This window comes from uncultured Modestobacter sp. (assembly GCF_947486615.1).
GTDB lineage: Bacteria > Actinomycetota > Actinomycetes > Mycobacteriales > Geodermatophilaceae > Modestobacter.
Map to the genome: position 1 here is coordinate 554380 of NZ_CANKUD010000002.1, position 18410 is coordinate 572789.

An 18410-nucleotide genomic window follows, 5' to 3' on the forward strand; every position below is an offset into this window, starting at 1 on the left:
TGCGGGGTGCCCGCGACGCCGTCCGGCCGGACGGCGTCGCGGCGCCCGTGTCAGGCCTGCGGGTCCGTGGCCGCGCCGGGCGCGGGGGTCTCGGCGGCCTCGCCGTTCCAATCCCTGCCGGCCTCGTCGGCGTTCTCGGAGGCGCTGTCGGTCTGGCCGGCGACGGTCTCGACCATCTCCTGGTCGGACAGCCCCTCACCGGCGGCCTCGGTGTGGCTGGTCGGCTCACTCATGCGACGACTCCTCAGTGTGGCGATCGCGGTCCCCCCGACCGTCCCCTCGGGGGGTGGGGCGCAAACCCGGGCCGATCAGCCCCCGTCCGGCTCCCCGACCCCGGCGGGCGAGAGCTCGAACCAGACCCGCTTGCCGCCGCGGTGCTCCTCGGCACCCCACCGGTCGGCGATCGAGGCGACCAGCCGCATCCCGCGACCGCGCTCCTCGGTGTGCGAGAGCTCCCGGACCACCGGCATGATCGCCGACCCGTCCAGCACGCCGATCCGCAGCCACGCCCCGGACAGCGACAGCTCCAGGGTGAGCACGTCGACGCCCGCGTGGTCGACGACGTTGGCCACCAGCTCGGTCACCAGCAGCTCGGCGTCCTCCCGGTCCTGCGGGGCGTGCCAGGTGCGCAGCACGTCCCGCACGAGCCGGCGGGCCAGCGGCACGCTGCTGGGGATCGGCGGCAGGTCGACGCTCGCGGTGTAGGAGGACACGTCGTCTCATCTCGGCAGAACGGTTCCGATTGGGCGCAACTGTTTGGCCCACCGCCACTCTGACACCGATCCGTCTGGTTTGCAATGGCCATTGCATGTCACCCTCATTGCACGCAACGGCCATTCAGTCCGGTAGGGTGCAACCGAGTGGTGGGCGCCAGTGACGTCCGCGCCAGCCGCGAGGAGGACGAGGACGTGACCGGGACCGGCCCCGCCGGCGAGGACGACGCCACCCAGGCGCTGCGCACCCTCCTCACCGAGCTGGACTCCTGCACCGAACAGCTGACCCAGGCCCGGGCCCGCGCCGAGGCCCTGCTCGTCGCCCGCGAGTCCGGCCGCTCCTGGGCCGACGTCGTGGGCAACGAGCCGCGGCCGCTGATCGTGGAGCGGATCAGCACGGTGCTCGCCACGCTGTCCACCGCCGGCCACGACTGGCGACGCGAGCAGGCGGCCGCGCTGCAGGCCGAGGACGTGAGCATCAACCGGATCGCCGCGATGTTCGGCGTCACCCGGCAGCGCATCTCCGCCCTGCTCAAGGAGACCGACGCCGACACCACCGACTGACCAGCCCGCTCGGGCGGGGGTCAGCCGACGGCGACCTGGTCGATGGCCTTGTAGACCCGCTGCTCGGAGACCGGCCGCGGCGTGCCGACGTGCTGGGCGAACAGCCCGACCCGCAGCTCCTCGATCATCCAGCGCACCCGCATCACCGGGTCGTCCGGCGCACCGGACGGCGGGACGGCGGTGCGCAGCCGCTCGTACTCCGCGGTCACCGCCGCCACCTGCGCCGTCCAGAGCTGGTCCCGGGCCGCGGTGGCCGGCAGCTTCTCCAGCCGGTAGGCCATCGCGGTCAGGTAGCGCACCAGGTCCGGCAGCCGCCGGCGCCCGGCGGTGGCGACGAACCCACGGTGCAGCAGCCCGCCCATCTGCCGGCGCAGGTCGGCGATCGCGGCCTCGGGCACCCGCCGTCCGGGTGCGGCGCCGATCGCCACGGCCACCTCCCGGGCCTGGGTGAGCACCGCCTCCACCCGCCGGACGGCGTCGGTGGTCAGCGGCAGCAGCTGCTCCCGCGCGGCCGACACCAGGGCGGTGAACGCGGCCTCGGTGCGCGGCGGGCCACCCGCGGCGGCGATCAGCTCGTCGGCCGCCGCGTCGACGCAGTCGGCCACCAGGTCGGGGATCTCGCCGTCCGGGTTGAACTGCAGTGCCAGCCGGGTGCGCGGCGCGATGCCCTTGACCACCTGCTTGACCGGCGAACCGGCGACCAGCACCAGCAGCCGCCGCGCGCCGCGCCAGCCCAGCCGGGTCGCCTCCGCCTCGCTCGGCACCACCCGGACGCCGACGGTGGCGCCCTCGTCGACCAGCGCCGGGAACGCGGTGACCACGTGCCCGCCGCGCTGCACCTCCACGGTGGCGGGCAGGTCGCCGAAGGTCCAGGTCGTCTCGCCGGTGCGCTCGTAGGTGGACGCCGCCCGGGCCAGGCTCGCCCGCGCCTGGGGGGCCACCTGGGCGCGCAGCGCGGACAGGTCCTTGCCCTGGGCGAGCGGCCGCTGCTGGTCGTCGAGCACCCGGTAGGTCGCCCGCAGGTGCGCCGGCACCTGCGCCGGCTGCCAGGCGTCGGGCGGGATGACCACGGAGGTGGCCCGGCGCAGCTCGCGCTCCAGCGCCGGCAGCAGCGGCTCGGTGACGTCGATGTGCGGCAGCACCTCGCGCACCCGGTCGGGGATCGGCACCAGCCCGCGACGCAGCTGCTTGGGCAGCGACCGCAGCAGCTCGGTGACCAGCTCGGCCCGCTGGCCGGGCACGGTGAAGGCCAGCGACTCCCCCGACGTCCGCGCGGCGACGGTGTCCAGCACGCCCAGCGGCACGTCGACGGTGACGCCGTCCTCGACCGCCCCGGGGGCGAACGCGTAGGACAGCGGCAGGGTCAGCCCCTGGGTCAGCCGCACCTCGTCCGGATAGTCCTCGACCTGCACCTGCCCGGCCGTGGCGGCGTTGGTGAGCATCTCCGGGGTGAAGGTGAGCAGGTCCGGAGAAGTGCGCCGGGTCTCCTTCCACCACCGGTCGAAGTGCCGGGTGGAGACGACGTCGGCGGGCAGCCGGGCGTCGTAGAGCTCGAACACCGTCTCGTCGTCCACCCGGATGTCGCGCCGCCGGGCGCGCTCCTCGAGCTCGGCGACCCGTTCGATCGCGGCCTGGTTCTCCCCCCAGAACCGGTGATGCGTCGTCCACTCGCCCTGCACCAGGGCGTGCCGGATGAACAGCTCGCGGCAGACGACCGGGTCGATCGAGCCGTACTGCACCCGCCGGCCCACCACCAGCGGCAGGCCGTAGAGGGTGACCCGCTCGGTGGCGACGACCGACCCGCGCTTGGCGTCCCAGCGCGGCTCGCTGTACTGCCGGTTCACCAGGTGGTCGGCCAGCTTCTCGACCACCTCCGGGTCGACCCGGGCGACGGTGCGGGCGAACAGCCGGCTGGTCTCGACCAGCTCAGCGGCGACCACCCAGCGCGGCGGCTTCTTCGCCAGCGGCGTCCCCGGGGCGATCACGAAGCGGGTGTTGCGGGTGCCCAGGTACTCCCGGCCCGGACGGCCGGGCTTGCCGTCGCGCTGCTTGACGGGTTCGGCCTGCATGCCGACCTGGGAGAGCAGGCCAGCCAGCAGCGCGGCGGTGACGCCGCGCTCGTCAGGGGCCGGGGCCAACGAGCCGGTGGTCATGCCGAGACGGCGGGCGGTGCTGCGCAGCTGGCCGTGCAGGTCCTGCCACTCGCGGATGCGGAGGTAGTGCAGGAACTCGCGCTTCACGGTGCGCCGGAACTGGTTGCCCGACAGGGCGTCCTGCTGCTCACCCAGGTACCGCCAGAGGTTGAGCAGCGCCAGGAAGTCGGAGTTCTCGTCGGCGAACCGCCTGTGCAGCTCGTCGGCGGCCTGCTGGTGCTCGGCCGGGCGCTCGCGCACGTCCTGCACGGTGAGCCCGGCGGCGATGACCAGCACCTCCTCCAGCACCCCGCGCCGGTCGGCCTCCACGACCATCCGGGCGATCCGGGGGTCCAGCGGCAGGGCGGCCAGCGCGCGGCCGGTCTCGGTGAGCTTCCCGTCGCCGTCGAGGGCGGCGAGCTCCTCCAGCAGGGCCAGGCCGTCGGCGACCGCGCGGCGGTCCGGCGGGTCGATGAAGGGGAAGTCGCTGACGTCGCCCAGATCGAGCGAGGCCATCTGCAGCAACACCGAGGCGAGGTTGGTGCGCAGGATCTCCGGGTCGGTGTACTCGGGACGGGCGTCGAAGTCGTCCTCGGTGTACAGCCGGATCGCGATGCCCTCGCTGGTGCGCCCGCACCGGCCCGAGCGCTGCCGGGCCGAGGCCTGGCTGATCGACTCGATCGGCAGCCGCTGCACCTTCGTGCGATGGCTGTACCGGGAGATGCGCGCGGTGCCGGGGTCGACGACGTACTTGATGCCGGGCACCGTCAGTGACGTCTCGGCGACGTTGGTGGCCAGCACGATCCGGCGGCCGGTGTGCGACTGGAAGACCTTGTGCTGGTCGGCGGCCGACAGCCGGGAGTAGAGCGGCAGGACGTCGATCGGCGTCCCGTTGCGCTCCGTCGTCCCGCCGAGGGCCTCGGCGGTGTCCCGGATCTCTCGTTCGCCCGCGAGGAAGACCAGCACGTCGCCCGGCCCCTCGGCGACCAGTTCGGCGCAGGCGTCCACGATCGCGGTGACCTGGTCGCGGTCGGGATCGGCCTGCGGGTCGTCGGGGTCGATGACGGGCCGGTAGCGGACCTCGACCGGGTAGGTGCGCCCGCTGACCTCGACAACCGGCACCTGCGCGCCCTCGACGGAGAAGTGCTTGGCGATCCGGTCGACGTCGATGGTCGCCGAGGTGATGACCAGCTTCAGGTCCGGACGGCGGGGCAACAGCCGGGCGAGGTAGCCCAGCAGGAAGTCGATGTTGAGGCTCCGCTCGTGGGCCTCGTCGATGATGATCGTGTCGTACTGGCGCAGCATCCGGTCGCGCTGCACCTCGGCCAGCAGGACGCCGTCGGTCATCAGCTTCACCAGCGTCCGGTCGCCCACCTCGTCGGTGAACCGCACCTTCCAGCCGACGACGTCGCCCAGCGGGGTGCCGATCTCCTCGGCGATCCGCTCGGCCACCGTGCGGGCGGCGATCCGCCGCGGCTGGGTGTGCCCGATCCGGCCACGCACGCCGCGGCCGAGCTCCAGCAGGATCTTCGGCAGCTGGGTGGTCTTGCCCGATCCGGTCTCGCCGGCCACCACGACCACCTGCGAGTCGCGCAGGGCGGCGGCGATGTCGTCCCGGCGCTGACTGACCGGCAGCTCCTCGGGGTAGCTCACCACCGGGACGGCGGCGCGCCGGGCGACGATGCGCTGCTCGGCGGCGGCGACGTCCGCGGCGATCCGCTCACGCTGCTGGGCGCGGGCGGCGGGGTCCTTGGTGCGGCGGGTCGCGTCGAGCCGGCGGCGCAGCCGGTGCTCGTCGGCCAGGGTGAGTGCGGACAGCCGGGACCGCAGGTCGTCGTGCGGGGTGGTCACGGGGTCTCGCAGTTCCTTCCAGGGGGATGCCTCCAGGGTCTCACCCCCGACGGCGACGTCGCGCGGATCACCATTCATGCGAGGTACAACTGGTTGCGTGCATCGCGCAACGGCTTGTACGTTGCAACTGTTCCTCCGGCGCAGTGTGGCGCCTCCCGCCCGACGTCCGGAGCCCCGATGACCGATCTCGCCGCGCCGGCCGCCGGTGCCGCACTGGGCGACGAGCTCGCCCGGCTCATGCGGGTCATGCACGCGTTCAAGGCACAGGGCCTGGGTGCCGAGGCCCGGGAACGCGCTGCCCACGTGCTGCTCTTCCCGCTCACCCGGCTCGGCCCGCTCCGTCAGGGCGCGCTGGCCGAGCTCGTGCACGCCGACCCCTCCACGGTCAGCCGGCACGTCACCCTGCTGGTCGACCGCGGACTGGTCCGCCGGATCGCCGACGAGCAGGACGGCCGCGCCAGCAAGCTGGTCGTCACCCCGGCCGGCGAGCAGGCCCTCGAGGCGCTGCGCGACGAACGCAACAGCCACCTGGCCACCGTGACCGCCGACTGGTCACCCGCGGAGCTGGACTCCTTCACCGCGCAGCTGCAGCGCTTCGTGCAGGACCTCACCGCTCACCTCGGTACCGCCGCCGGCGGCACCGCGAACGACTCCGAGAAGGACCGATGACCCAGACCAGCGACCGCGCGACGGGTTCCGACCGCCGGAACGCCCGGGCCGCCGCGGCGGCACCCGACGCCTCCGGGGTGTTCACCCACCGCCAGATCATGACGATCCTCGGCGGCCTCCTGCTCGGCATGTTCCTCGCCGCGCTGGACCAGACCGTGGTCTCCACGGCGATCCGCACGATCGCCGACGACCTCAACGGCTACGACCTGCAGGCCTGGGCGACCACGGCCTTCCTGATCACCTCGACGATCACCACGCCGCTGTACGGCAAGTTGAGCGACATGTACGGCCGCCGGCCGTTCTACCTGTTCGCCATCGCCGTCTTCGTCATCGGCTCGATGCTCTGCGGCCTGGCCGACACGATGTACCAGCTGGCCGTCTACCGGGCGGTCCAGGGCATCGGTGCCGGTGGCCTGATGTCGCTGGCGCTGGCGATCATCGCCGACATCGTCCCGCCCCGGGAGCGCTCGAAGTACCAGGGCTACTTCATGGCCGTCTTCGGCACCTCCAGCGTGCTGGGCCCGGTCATCGGCGGGTTCCTCGCCGGCCAGTCCTCGATCCTGGGCATCACCGGCTGGCGCTGGATCTTCTACGTCAACGTGCCGCTGGGCATCCTGGCCTTCGCCGTCGTCTTCAAGGTGCTGCACCTGCCGCACACCAAGCGCGAGCACCGGATCGACTTCCCCGGCGCGCTGGCACTGATCACCTTCCTGGTGCCGCTGCTGATCGTGGCCGAGCAGGGCCGCACCTGGGGCTGGGGCAGCACCGGCGCCCTGGTCTGCTACGCCCTCTCCGCGGTTGGGTTCGTGCTCTTCGTGCTCGCCGAGCGGGCCTACCGGGACGACGCCCTGCTGCCGCTGCGGATGTTCGCCAACCGCACGTTCGCGGTGAGCAGCCTGTCCAGCATCGTGCTGGGCGCCGGCATGTTCGGCGGCATCCTGCTGCTGCCCCAGTACCTGCAGATCGTGCACGGCTCCAGCCCCACCGTCGCCGGGCTGCAGATGATCCCGCTGGTGCTCGGCATCATGGTCGGCTCGGTCATCGCCGGTCAGGTCATCGCCCGGACCAGCGTCTACAAGCCGTTCCCGCTGGTCGGCGTGGTCTTCATCGTCACCGCGCTGGTGTCGCTGTCGTTCATCGTCGGCGCGGACACCTCGATCTGGGCGATGTTCCCCTTCATGCTCCTCATGGGGCTGGGCCTGGGCTTCAACTTCCAGCCGGTGATCCTCGCCGTGCAGAATGCGGTCAGCCCGCGGGAGATCGGCGTCGCCACCTCCTCGGTGACGTTCTTCCGTCAGATGGGCGGCACCCTGGGGACGGCGGTCTTCCTGTCGGTGCTGTTCACCCGGCTGCCCACCGACATCGGCAGTGCGGTCTCCGACGCGGCGGCCGCCGACCCGCAGCTGGCACCGCAGCTGCAGGCGGCCGCCGGCAACGCGAGCGACCTGTCGGACACCTCCTTCATCCAGGAGCTGCCCAGCGCCGTCGCCCTGCCGTTCAAGACGGGCTTCTCCGACTCGATCGACCTGGTGTTCCTGATCGCCGCGGCCGTGGTCGCCGTGGGCTTCTTCGTCCTGCTCTTCCTGCCCCAGCTGGCGCTGCGCACCCAGTCCGGGATCCAGGCCCAGCAGGCCGGCGAGGGTCGTCCCACCGACCCCGCCGCCGACGACCCGGCCACCGCCGCGGCGCACGCGGCCGGTGCCGCCGCGCCGACCTCGGTGGAGCCCATGGTCGACGACGTCGACCGGACCGCCGAGCAGGCCGACGACGCCGTCCCGGCGCAGCAGGCGGCGCAGGGCCGGCACGAGGCGGCCGGTGACCAGGTCGACCAGCCCGAGGGCGGCCGGCACGAGGCGACCGCGGCGGACCAGCCGACCGGGCTGGCCAGCGTGCCCGCCGATCACCTGCCGGACGACGTCCGGCGCGGCTGATCCCAGACGCAGACGGCCCCTCCCGCGATCGCGGGGAGGGGCCGTCTGCGTTACCGGTGCGGGTCAGCTGCCGGGGGTGAAGACGGCGCGCACGCAGCCGTCGGTCTTGTCCTTGAACATCTGGTAGCCCCGGGGTGCCTCGCTGAGCGGCAGCACGTGGGTGGCCAGGTGCTCGGTCACCAGCTCGTCGCGGGCCATCCGTTCCAGCAGCTCGGGGATGTAGCGCTGGGCGTGCACCTGGGCTCCCCGGAAGGTCAGGCCCTTGTTCATCAGCGCGCCCATCGGGAACTTGTCCACCATCGCGGCGAAGACGCCGAGACTGAACACCGAGCCGCCCTTGCGGCAGGCCAGGACAGCCTCCCGGAGCGCGGTGGGCCGGTCGGTCTGCAGCCGCAGCTGCTGCTTGACCTGGTCGTACACGCCCGCCACGCCGGTGCCGTGCGCCTCCATGCCGACGGCCTCGATGCAGACGTCGGGCCCGCGGCCACCGGTGCGCTCGCGGAGCTCGGCGAGCACGTCGGTGGTGGTGTAGTCCACGGCCTCGGCGCCCACGTGCTCGCGCACCTGCTGCAGCCGCTCCGGCACCCGGTCCAGGACGACGACCTGCTCGGCGCCGAGCAGCATCGCCGCGCGGGCGGCCATCTGCCCGACCCCGCCGGCGCCCCAGACCGCGACGACGTCCCCCGGCTTCGTACCGGCCAGGTCGGCGCCCATCCAGCCGGTGGAGGCTGCGTCGGAGGCGAACAGCGCCCGGGTGTCCGAGACGTTCTCCGGCACGAGGAAGGTGCCGACGTCGGCGTAGGGCACCCGCATGTACTCGGCGTGGCTGCCGGCGTACCCGCCCATCGCGTGGGAGTAGCCGAAGCAGCCGCCGGGGCTCTGCCCCCACAACCCCTCGGTGATGCCGGGGTTGGCGTTGCCGTTGTCGCAGAGGGAGTACAGCTCCTGCTTGCAGTACCAGCAGTTGCCGCAGGCGGCGAACGGCGCGACGACGACGCGGTCGCCGACCTTGCGGTTCCGCACCGCCGGCCCGGCCTCGACGACCTCGCCGATGAACTCGTGGCCGAGCACGTCACCGGCGCGCATGAAGGGGATGTAACCGCCGAGCAGGTGCAGGTCGGAGCCGCAGGTGACCGACTGGGTGATCTTCAGGATCACGTCGTGGTCGTTGAGCAGCTGCGGTTCGGGCACCTCCTCGACGGAGACCTCGTTCACGCCGGTCCAGGTCGCGGCCTTCACAGCACGCCCTCCTTCGATGCCTGCTCGTCCATGCCGTCGAGCACCTTGCCCTGCGGGGTCTGCGCGCGGTGGCCGTGCGGCTGCGGTTCGTTGCGCAGCACCTCGCCCACCTCGACCAGCTGCTTGGCCTCGCGCAGTGCCGAGCGCAGCTGGCCGATCTCCTCCTCGGTGACCGGGCCGCGGAACCGGGCGGCCAGCTCGGCGCCGCGGTCGCCGGGAGCGGGGCTCACCCGCACCTCCAGCCGGTCGCCGAAGGCCGCCAGCGGGGCCGGGGTCGCCGTCCGCAGCTGCTCGGGGTCGGTGAGCACGGTGACCGCGCGCCAGCGGCGGGCGGCCGTGCGCGGGTCGTCGGTCACCGACGTCTGCCCGACGCCGGGGATCCGGACGTGCTGCAGCTGCTTGAGGGCGGTGCCGCCGGCCTCGCTGGCCAGCCCGGCGGCGCGGGCGACGATCTTCGGTAGGGGCATGGGGCTGCTCCTACCCGGCGGCGACGTGGGGCCAACCCGCGGAGTGCGATGCGCTGCACGTGAGCGGGCCCGGGCTGGTCACCGAGCCCGACCGGTGCGGCCGCGGCGGCGCTTAACCTCAGGGGGTGGGCGCCGGTCGCCCGCGCCGACACCGCCGTCGTCCCAGGAGTCCATCGTGCGCTCGTCGCTCGTCCTGTCCCCCCGTGACCTCGAGTTCCTGCTGCACGAGTGGCTGCAGGTCGAGACGCTCACCAAGCGCGAGCGGTACGCCGAGCACTCCCGGGAGACCTTCGACGCGGTGCTCGAGCTGGCCGCCGAGATCGCCACCGAGCACTTCGCGCCGCACAACCACGCCGCCGACGAGAACGAGCCGCACGTCGTCGACGGCAAGGTGGTGCTGATCCCCGAGGTCGCCGCGGCCCTGCGGGTCTTCGCCGAGGCCGGGATGACCGCGGCGGCGCTGCCGGAGGAGCTCGGTGGCCTGCAGCTGCCGGCGGTGGTGAACCAGGCGGTGCACGCCTGGTTCCAGGCCGCGAACATCGGCACCTCGGCCTATCCGTTCCTGACCATGGCGAACGCGAACCTGCTGGTCGCGCACGGCACGCCCGAGCAGGTGCAGACCTACGTGCCGCCGATGGCCGAGGGCCGCTGGTTCGGCACGATGGCGCTCTCGGAGCCGCAGGCGGGTTCCTCGCTGGCCGACATCACCACCCGCGCGGAGCCGCAGGACGACGGCAGCTACCGGCTGACCGGCAACAAGATGTGGATCTCGGCCGGCGACCACGAGCTGACCGAGAACATCGTCCACCTGGTGCTGGCCAAGGTGCCCGGGGGTCCGGCCGGGGTGAAGGGCATCTCGCTGTTCATCGTGCCCAAGCACCTCGTCCGGGACGACGGCAGCCTCGGCGAGCGCAACGACGTCGTCCTCGCTGGGCTGAACCACAAGATGGGCTACCGCGGGACGACGAACACCCTGCTCAACTTCGGCGAGGGCGTGCACACCCCCGGCGGGCGGCCCGGCGCGGTCGGCTTCCTCGTCGGCGAGCTGCACCGCGGCCTGACCTACATGTTCCACATGATGAACGAGGCGCGGATCGGCGTCGGGATGGGCGCCACGGCGCTGGGCTACACCGGCTACCTGCACGCCCTGGACTACGCCCGCACCCGCACCCAGGGCCGCCCGCTGGCCGGCAAGGACCCGCACCAGCCGCCGGTGCCGATCATCGAGCACCCCGACGTGCGCCGGATGCTGCTGGCCGGCAAGTCCTACGTCGAGGGCGGGCTGGCGCTGGGCCTCTACTGCGCCCGGCTGGTCGACGAGGAGCGGACGGCGGAGAGCGAGGAGGAGCGCACCCGGGCACACCTGCTGCTGGAGGTGCTCACCCCGATCGCGAAGAGCTGGCCCTCGCAGTGGTGCCTGGCCGCCGACGACCTGGCGATCCAGGTGCACGGCGGCTACGGCTACACCCGCGACTACCCGGTCGAGCAGTTCTACCGGGACAACCGGCTCAACCCGATCCACGAGGGCACCCACGGCGTGCAGGCGCTGGACCTGCTGGGCCGCAAGGTGGTGATGAACGGTGGGGCCGGGCTGGCGCTGCTGGGCGAGGCGATCGCCGCCACCACGCAGCGGGCCGCGGGTACGGAGTGGGCCGACCTCGGCGAGCAGCTGGACGGGCTGGCGCAGCAGCTGGGCGCGGTGACCGCGACGCTGTGGGGCCAGGGCGACCCGCAGGTGGCGCTGGCCAACGCCACCGTCTACCTGGAGGCCGCCGGCCACGTGGTGGTCGGCTGGCTGTGGCTGGAGCAGGCGCTGGCCACCGAGGGCCGGGACGGCGACTTCTACACCGGCAAGCGCCAGGCGGCGCGGTACTTCCAGCGCTGGGAGCTGCCGAAGGTCGGTCCGCAGCTGGCCCTGCTGGCCTCGCTGGACACCACGGTGCTCCAGATGCGGGGCGACTGGTACTGACGGCGGGCCCGGGAACAGCGACGGCGGCCCTCCCGCTGGAGGGCCGCCGTGGGGTCGTTCGCTCCGGCGCCGAGGGCGCCGGGTGTCTCAGGCGGCTGCGGTCGCCGTGGCCGGCTGTCGCGAGCTGGACTCCGGGGCGGCGTGGCGGGCGCGAGGGGCCGATGCTGCCCGCTTCTCCGCCTCGTACCGCGCCGTGGACTGCGTGCCCATCGCGATCACCAGGGCCGTCAGCACCAGGAAACCGATCAGGCTCAACGCCGGCCACAACACCATCTGTCACTCCACGTTCTCTCGGGGCCCGCCGGAACGCTCCCGGCGACTCAGGTCCGCAACCGCACTGCCCGCCCCCACGAGTTCCGAACCCTCCCGTACGCGATCGTCCGGTCACGATCGTGTGACGTTGCTCCCACGGCGCAGCGGCGACACGCCGCAGGGTGCGCCGTCCCGCCCCGGAACCGCCGTCCAGCGGGGCGCGAGACCGCCCGGGGCCGGAATCGGCCGGCACGAGGCGTGCGACCGGTGCTGCCGGGGCACCCATCGCACCGACCAGCCCGCGTTCGACCCCCCCGGAGGCCCCGATGGCCGGAGCAAGCGCACGTCCCCCACACGAGGGCCGCGACACCACCACCGACGACCGTGGGCCAGGCACCAGCCGCGGCGAGCGGGACATCGCCCCCGGCGACGACAACATCACGCACGAGCGGGCCGACTACGCCCCCACCGGCGCCGACCCGAAGCCGACCACCGGCGGCACGCTCAAGCGGACGCTCAAGGAGTTCAGCGAGGACGGGCTGACCGACTGGGCCGCCTCGCTCACCTACTACGGCGTCCTGGCGCTGTTCCCGGCGCTGACCGCGCTGGCCTCGATCGTCGGCCTGCTCACCGACCCGGAGCAGCTCACCACCGCGCTCACCGAGGTGGTCCCGGCCGACGCGGCCGAGACGCTCAACCCGGTGATCGAGCAGGTCGCGGGCAGCTCCACCGCGGCCGGCTTCGGTCTGGTGCTCGGTCTCGTCGGCGCCATCTGGACGGCGTCGGGCTACGTGGGCGCCTTCACCCGCGCGGCCAACGTCGTCTACGAGACGCCCGAGGGCCGCAAGATCTGGAAGCTCAAGCCGCTGCAGCTGCTGATCACGCTGGTCGGCATCCTGTTCGCCGCGCTGATCCTGGCCATGCTGGTGCTCAGCGGCCCGGTGGTCGACGCGATCGGGCAGGCGATCGGCCTGGGCGACACCGTGCTGACCATCTGGACCTGGGCGAAGTGGCCGGTGATCCTGGTGCTGCTCGCGCTGATGATCGCCGTCCTCTACTACGCGACCCCGAATGCGAAGCTGCGTGGCTTCAAGTTCATCAGCCCCGGCGCCGCGGTGGCCATCCTGGTGGCCGTCGTCGCCTCCGCTGCCTTCGCGTTCTACGTGGCGAACTTCAGCAGCTACAACGCCACCTACGGCGCCCTGGCCGGCGTGGTGATCTTCCTGATCTGGTTCTGGCTGATCAACCTCTCGCTGCTGTTCGGCATCGAGCTGGACGCCGAGGTCGAGCGGACCAAGGAGCTGAAGGACGGCGTCCCGCGTGCGGACAAGGAGATCCAGCTGGACGCGCGCAGCGACCCGAAGCCGCAGCAGACCACCTGATCGCACCGCACGCGTCACGGCCCCCGGTCCACTCGGACCGGGGGCCGTCACGCGTCCGGGGTCAGTCGGTCGGCCGGCGCATCGACCACATCTGCGCGGGGCGCTCGAACTGGGTGGCGATCTCCCAGCTGACCCCGGGCGGGCCGGTCTCCTTGCGGAAGTTGCCGACCGCCAGCCGGGCAAGCGCCGGGTCACGGGCCACCCGGGCGGCGAGCTCGCGGGCCCGGTCCTCGACGGCGTCGTCGTCGTGGGTCTCCCAGGCGAGGCCGAGCCGCACCGCGGTCTCGCCGTCGACCTCCTCGCCGAACAGCGCCATCGCGACCGCGGCCTCCCGGCCCACCAGCCGGGACAGCAGCACGAAGTGCCCGCCACCGGGGTGGATGCCGCGCTTGAGGAAGCCGCAGATCAGCCGGGCGTCCCGGGCGACGATCCGCAGGTCCGCGGCGAGCAGCATGTTCATCCCCGCGCCCACCGCCGAGCCGCGGACGGCGGCGATGGTGGGCACCCGCACCTGGCCGAGCCGGTAGAAGGAGTCGTAGATGGCACCCATGCCGGCGTAGGCGTCGGGGGCGGCCGGGTCGCGGCCGGCGTCGGTGAGGGTCTGCACGTCCCCGCCCGCGCAGAACGACTTCCCGACCGCGCGCACCACCAGGGCGCCCACGTCGTCCCGGGCGTCGACCTCGTCGAAGGTGGCGATCAGCTCGGTGGCCATCGCGGGGGTGAGCGCGTTGCGCCGCTGCGGGGCGTTCAGGGTGACGACGGCGACCCCGCCGTCGACCTCGAGCTGGACCTCACCGGAGGTGCTGTCGGACATGCCGCTCCCTGGCGTCGGGGCCGGCGACGGTGCCGGCTCTCCCAGGGATCAGACCACGTTCGGCCCAGCTCCTCAGCGGCTGGTCGACTGCCCGTCGTCGCCGCGCCGGGCCAGCGGCACCCGCTCCACCCAGCCGGCCGCCGCCGCCAGGCCGCGGCTGACCGTCTCCCCGACCGGGGCGAACCGCTCGGGCGCGCGCTGCACGCCGGCGTCCACCAGGTCGCGGGAGCGGTCCAGCACCGACAGCGGCAGCCCGGAGACGGCGTTGCCCGGCGGACGGCGGGACACGGTCGGGTGCGGCCGGGTCGGCGACACCCGGCGGGCGATCTCCCACTGCAGGCCGAGCCGGCGCAGCGCCTTGGCGTCCAGCGCCTGCTGCAGCCGGGGGAACATCACGTCCTCCTCGTCCCGGACGTCCTCCCGCAGCACCTCGACCAGCCGGGCCAGCACCGTCGCGCGGCTCGGGTCGTCGTGCGGGATGGTCTCCAGCCGGCTGACCAGCTCGTTGACCTCCTGGTGCTCCTCCTCGACCTGGAGGGTCAGCGCCTCGCCGTCCGGGAGCACCCGGCGGATCACCGGCCAGAGCACGGTCTCCTCGGCGAAGGCGTGGCTGAACACCAGCCGGTCGATCCGGCGCAGCACGCGCTCCTGGTCGGTGCCGGTGGTGCCGTCGAGCTCGAGCAGCAGCCGGTCGAGCTCCTCGTGGTCCGTGCGCTGACGGACGAGGACGCTGGTCGGGCCGCCGAGCTCCTCGACGGTCTGGTCGGCGATGGAACGGCGCATCGGGTGCTCCTCGGGCGTGCGGGGAGTGCGGCGTCCGCGGCTGGGACGCCCGGGCTGCGTGCCCAGGTCCGATCGGTCCCATGCGCCGGCCGGTGACCGAGGGGCAGAGTGGGGGCATGGCGAACCTGATCGGACGGGCCCGGCGGACGGCGGAGGACCCGGTGGGCGACAAGCTGGCCGGACCGCTGCACGCGGTCGAGGAGTCCGTCGGCGCGCCGGCGCAGGAGACGCACGCCGACGTCCCGGCACTGTGCGGCACGCCCGTGCAGGTCATCGCCGTGGAGGACGTGCCCGACGACTCCGGGCTCTGCCGGGTCTGCCAGTACGGCAGCTGAGCCACCGCACGCCGTCGCCGGTCCCGTCGGACCCGTCGGCGACACTGCGAAGGTGACCGCCGGCCCGCCCCCGACCTCGGCCGGGACGGTGCACCGGGTGGTGCTCACCCGCCGCGGCCCGGACGCGGTGACGGCCACTGAACTGGCCGGCGACGGCGCCGTGGCCGGGGTGACCCGGTTGCCGGCCGACCAGCTGGCCGCCTTCGTCGGCGGCCGCGAACCGGGGCGTACCCGCTGGGTCTGGAACGACACGACCCGCTGGTACCCGGGGCTGCTGGCCGCCGGCGTCCGGGTCGAACGTTGCACCGACCTGCGGCTCAGCCGGGCGGTGCTGCGCCGCTCCCCCTACGTCCAGCCCCCGGGGCTCGACGGCGCGGACGACGCCTGGGACGCGCTGGAGCCGGTGACCGCCGACGACCCGGCGCTGTTCGCCCTCGACGACCCGGCCGACCGGCTGGACCCGGTCGCTGAGCACGCCCGGCAGCAGGCCGCGCTGGCCGGCTCGCCGCAGCGGGGGCGGCTGGGGCTGCTGCTGGCCGCCGAGTCCTCCGGCGCGCTGGTCGCCGCGGAGATGACCTCCGCCGGGCTGCCGTGGCGCGCAGACGTGCACGACGAGCTGCTCACCGCCCTGGTCGGCCCGCGCCCGCCGAGAGGCCAGCGGCCGGCCGGGCTGGAGCGGCTGCTGCCGGCCATCCGCGGGCCACTCGGCGCCCCGCAGCTCAACCCCGACTCCCCCACCGAGCTGCTCCGGGCGCTGCAGACCGCCGGGCTGCCGGTGCCCGACACCCGGTCCTGGACGCTGGAGCAGGTCGACCACCCCGCCGTCCCGCCGCTGCTGGAGTACAAGAAGCTGTCCCGGCTGCTGGCCGCCAACGGCTGGGCGTGGCTGGACACCTGGGTGCAGGGCGGCCGGTTCCGGCCCACCTACCTGCCCGGCGGTGTGGTCACCGGCCGCTGGGCCTCCGCCGGCGGCGGGGCGCTGTCGGTGCCCGCCCAGGTGCGCCCGGCGGCGGTCGCCGACGAGGGCTGGCGGTTCGTCGTCGCTGACGTGGCGCAGCTGGAGCCGCGGGTGCTCGCCGGCATGAGCGGGGACGCCGCGATGGCCGAGGCCGCCCGGGCCAGCGACCTGTACCAGGCGATGGTGGACAGCGGCGCGGTCGCCAGCCGCTCCGACGCCAAGCTCGGCATGCTCGGCGCGATGTACGGCGGCACCCGCGGCGAGAGCGGCCGGATGATGCCGCGGCTGACCCGCCGCTACCCGCGGGCGATCGGGCTGGTCGAGGAGGCGGCCCGGGCCGGGGAGCGCGGCGAGGTGGTGCACACCCTGCTCGGCCGTGGCTCACCGCTGCCCACCGGCGCCTGGGCGGAGCGGGCGGTCGAGCCGGCCGAGGGCGCGATGTCCCGGGAGGACCGCGACCGGCACCGCCGGTCGTGGGGCCGGTTCACCCGCAACTTCGTCGTCCAGGGCACCGGCGCGGAGTGGGCGCTGTGCTGGCTGGCCGACCTGCGCAACCGGCTGTGGCGCCTCGGCGGCACCGGACCGCTGACCGACCGGCCGCACCTGGTGTTCTTCCTGCACGACGAGGTCGTCGTCCACACGCCGGCCGAGCTGGCCGACCAGGTCGGCGACGCGGTGCGCCAGGCGGCGGCGGAGGCCGGCCGGCTGCTGTTCGGCGGCTTCCCGGTCGACTTCCCGCTCGACGTCGCCGTCGTCCGGTCCTGGGCCGACGCAGACTGAGCCGTCAGCCCTGCAGCAACGTCAGCACGGCCCGGGGCGACTGGTTTGCCTGGGCGAGCATGGCGGTGCCCGCCTGGACGAGCACCTGGTGCCGCGCCAGGGCGACCGTCTCCTGCGCCATGTCGGTGTCCCGGATCCGTGACTCGGCCGCCGCGGTGTTCTCGATCGACACCCCGAGCCGGGCCAGCGTGTGCTCCAACCGGTTCTGCGCGGCACCCAGCTCGGCCCGCTGCGTCGAGACCGCGCTGATCGCCGCGTCGACGGTGGCGATCAGGCCGGGGCCCGGCCGGTACACCGGTGTTGCCGCGGCGACCTCGGCGGCAGTGGCGTACACGTCGGGCACCGGTCCGGTGAAGAGCACCGCGGCCCCGTCGTCCGGTGAGCCGGACCCGAGCGTGGTGAGGGTGAAGGCGTTGCTGCCCGTGGTGATACCGGCGGCCTGGGCGGCGGCGTTCAGCTCGGCCAGCGCCCGGCCGGGGTCACCGCTGTAGGCCACCCGCCCGAGGTCGAGGGTGTGCCCGTCGACGGTGATCGTGCCGCGCAGCGCCAGCAGGTCGGCCGGCGTCGTCCGGGTGATGAGCAGCGTGCCGGCCTCGGGGGGCGGCGCGGCCGTCGGGGCGATGACCTGGACCGACAGGCCGAGCGGCGGGGTCGGCTGGGTGAACTCCGCCGTGATCGGGGGGAGGTCGGCCGCCGTGTCGGTCAGGGCCGGCGTGGGTGACCGGAAGAGGAGGTCGTCGCCGTCGTCGATGAACACCTCCTCAGCCGAGCCCTGGAACCAGGTGAAGCCGGCCGCGACCGCCGCCGCGTTGAGCTGCACGAGCGCCGCAGCGTTGTCGATGACCCCGGGCGCGGGGACGTACCCCACCGCACCGAGGTCGAGACTCACCCCACCGACGGTGAGGACGCCGGTGAGCTGACCGACGCCCACCGGCGACACGGTGGCCCCGGTGAACGACACCCCGCCGCCGAACGGCTGGCCCACGCCCCGCGCGGGGGTGCCCTGCACGGCCGTCGCGCCGCGGGTCACGTCGATCCCGTGGACCCCCAGCCCGACGGCTCCCATCGCGCCGGCGACGGCCACGTCGATGGTCTCGCCCACCTCGGCACCGACCTGGAACCTGCCGGCGTAGGTGCCGTCGAGCAGCCGGGTGCCGTTGGAGGACGTGGCGCCGGCGATGCGGGTCAGCTCCGCCTTGAGCTGGGTGATCTCCGCCTGGACGTGCGCCTTGCCGCCTGCGTCGACCGCGCCGTCGTTGGCGGCCTGCACGACCAGGGCGCGCATCCGCTGGAGGAGGGCCGTCGTCTCGGCGAGCGCGCCCTCCGCCGTCTGCAGCACGCCGATGCCGTCGCGGGTGTTGCGGACGGCCTGGGTCATCCCGCCGATCCGGGACCGCAGGCCCTCCGAGACGGCCAGCCCGGCCGCGTCGTCCGCGGCCCGGTTGATCCGGTAGCCGGTGGAGAGCCGTTCCAGCGACGTCTGCACCGCCCGGTCGGACGTCGCCAGGCCGCGATGGGCCGACAGCGCGGCGACGTTGGTGCTGACCCCGAGCCCCACGCCGCTCTCCCCG

At 73.9% G+C, this 18410-nt stretch carries 16 protein-coding genes; 7 read left to right on the forward strand and 9 right to left on the reverse strand.

Going from position 1 to position 18410, the window contains the following annotated elements:
- Positions 1-50: 50 nt before the first annotated feature.
- The gene (locus Q1A09_RS06005) at positions 51-233 is read right to left on the reverse strand and encodes a hypothetical protein (protein WP_299952564.1); all 183 of its coding nucleotides are present in this window, start codon (positions 231-233) and stop codon (positions 51-53) included.
- Between the two features lie 75 nt (positions 234-308).
- Positions 309-713, reverse strand: a complete 405-nt coding sequence (locus Q1A09_RS06010; protein WP_299952565.1) for an ATP-binding protein — start codon at positions 711-713, stop codon at positions 309-311.
- Positions 714-860: 147 nt separating this feature from the next.
- On the opposite strand from Q1A09_RS06010, the gene Q1A09_RS06015 reads away from it, so the two are divergent.
- The gene (locus Q1A09_RS06015; RefSeq protein WP_299952566.1) at positions 861-1277 is read left to right on the forward strand and encodes a hypothetical protein; all 417 of its coding nucleotides are present in this window, start codon (positions 861-863) and stop codon (positions 1275-1277) included.
- A gap of 20 nt (positions 1278-1297) precedes the next feature.
- Here Q1A09_RS06015 and hrpA read toward each other — a convergent pair whose 3' ends face one another.
- The gene (gene hrpA / locus Q1A09_RS06020) at positions 1298-5260 is read right to left on the reverse strand and encodes an ATP-dependent RNA helicase HrpA (protein ID WP_299952568.1); all 3963 of its coding nucleotides are present in this window, start codon (positions 5258-5260) and stop codon (positions 1298-1300) included.
- A 177-nt stretch (positions 5261-5437) separates the two neighbouring features.
- Between hrpA and Q1A09_RS06025 the strand changes: the two genes are divergently transcribed.
- Together Q1A09_RS06025 and Q1A09_RS06030 are read left to right on the forward strand one after the other, a co-directional pair.
- On the forward strand, positions 5438-5929 hold the full coding sequence (locus tag Q1A09_RS06025) for a MarR family winged helix-turn-helix transcriptional regulator (RefSeq protein ID WP_299952569.1): 492 nt from the start codon (positions 5438-5440) through the stop codon (positions 5927-5929).
- A complete protein-coding gene (locus Q1A09_RS06030; protein WP_299952570.1) occupies positions 5926-7860 on the forward strand; it encodes an MDR family MFS transporter in 1935 nt (644 codons plus the stop codon). The genes Q1A09_RS06025 and Q1A09_RS06030 overlap by 4 nt, the downstream gene beginning before the upstream one ends.
- A gap of 63 nt (positions 7861-7923) precedes the next feature.
- On the opposite strand, the gene Q1A09_RS06035 is transcribed toward Q1A09_RS06030, so the two are convergent.
- A complete protein-coding gene (locus tag Q1A09_RS06035; RefSeq protein ID WP_299952571.1) occupies positions 7924-9099 on the reverse strand; it encodes a zinc-dependent alcohol dehydrogenase in 1176 nt (391 codons plus the stop codon).
- Positions 9096-9566: a hypothetical protein gene (locus tag Q1A09_RS06040; protein ID WP_299952572.1), complete on the reverse strand. Its 471-nt coding sequence runs from the start codon at positions 9564-9566 to the stop codon at positions 9096-9098. The genes Q1A09_RS06035 and Q1A09_RS06040 overlap by 4 nt, the downstream gene beginning before the upstream one ends.
- A gap of 175 nt (positions 9567-9741) precedes the next feature.
- On the opposite strand from Q1A09_RS06040, the gene Q1A09_RS06045 reads away from it, so the two are divergent.
- Positions 9742-11535, forward strand: coding sequence for an acyl-CoA dehydrogenase (locus tag Q1A09_RS06045; protein ID WP_299952574.1), 1794 nt, complete (start codon positions 9742-9744; stop codon positions 11533-11535).
- A gap of 87 nt (positions 11536-11622) precedes the next feature.
- Here the strand turns inward: Q1A09_RS06045 and Q1A09_RS06050 are convergent, their stop codons facing one another.
- Complete coding sequence (locus Q1A09_RS06050) at positions 11623-11808, reverse strand: hypothetical protein (protein ID WP_299952575.1); 186 nt, start codon at positions 11806-11808, stop codon at positions 11623-11625.
- A 305-nt stretch (positions 11809-12113) separates the two neighbouring features.
- Here Q1A09_RS06050 and Q1A09_RS06055 point away from each other — a divergent pair, with 305 nt between their 5' ends.
- Positions 12114-13169: a YihY/virulence factor BrkB family protein gene (locus Q1A09_RS06055; protein WP_299952576.1), complete on the forward strand. Its 1056-nt coding sequence runs from the start codon at positions 12114-12116 to the stop codon at positions 13167-13169.
- A 61-nt stretch (positions 13170-13230) separates the two neighbouring features.
- On the opposite strand, the gene Q1A09_RS06060 is transcribed toward Q1A09_RS06055, so the two are convergent.
- Positions 13231-13983, reverse strand: coding sequence for an enoyl-CoA hydratase/isomerase family protein (locus Q1A09_RS06060; protein WP_299952578.1), 753 nt, complete (start codon positions 13981-13983; stop codon positions 13231-13233).
- Between the two features lie 72 nt (positions 13984-14055).
- Positions 14056-14766, reverse strand: a complete 711-nt coding sequence (locus Q1A09_RS06065; protein WP_299952579.1) for a hemerythrin domain-containing protein — start codon at positions 14764-14766, stop codon at positions 14056-14058.
- A 116-nt stretch (positions 14767-14882) separates the two neighbouring features.
- Between Q1A09_RS06065 and Q1A09_RS06070 the strand changes: the two genes are divergently transcribed.
- Both Q1A09_RS06070 and Q1A09_RS06075 read left to right on the forward strand, forming a co-directional pair.
- Positions 14883-15101 carry a hypothetical protein gene (locus Q1A09_RS06070; protein WP_299952580.1) on the forward strand — a complete coding sequence of 73 codons (219 nt, stop codon included), beginning with the start codon at positions 14883-14885 and terminating at the stop codon, positions 15099-15101.
- A gap of 52 nt (positions 15102-15153) precedes the next feature.
- Positions 15154-16839: a bifunctional 3'-5' exonuclease/DNA polymerase gene (locus Q1A09_RS06075; RefSeq protein ID WP_299952581.1), complete on the forward strand. Its 1686-nt coding sequence runs from the start codon at positions 15154-15156 to the stop codon at positions 16837-16839.
- A gap of 4 nt (positions 16840-16843) precedes the next feature.
- Here the strand turns inward: Q1A09_RS06075 and Q1A09_RS06080 are convergent, their stop codons facing one another.
- Entirely contained in the window at positions 16844-18397 is a 1554-nt protein-coding gene (locus Q1A09_RS06080; protein WP_299952582.1) for a flagellin, read from the reverse strand.
- Between the last annotated feature and the right edge of the window lie 13 nt (positions 18398-18410).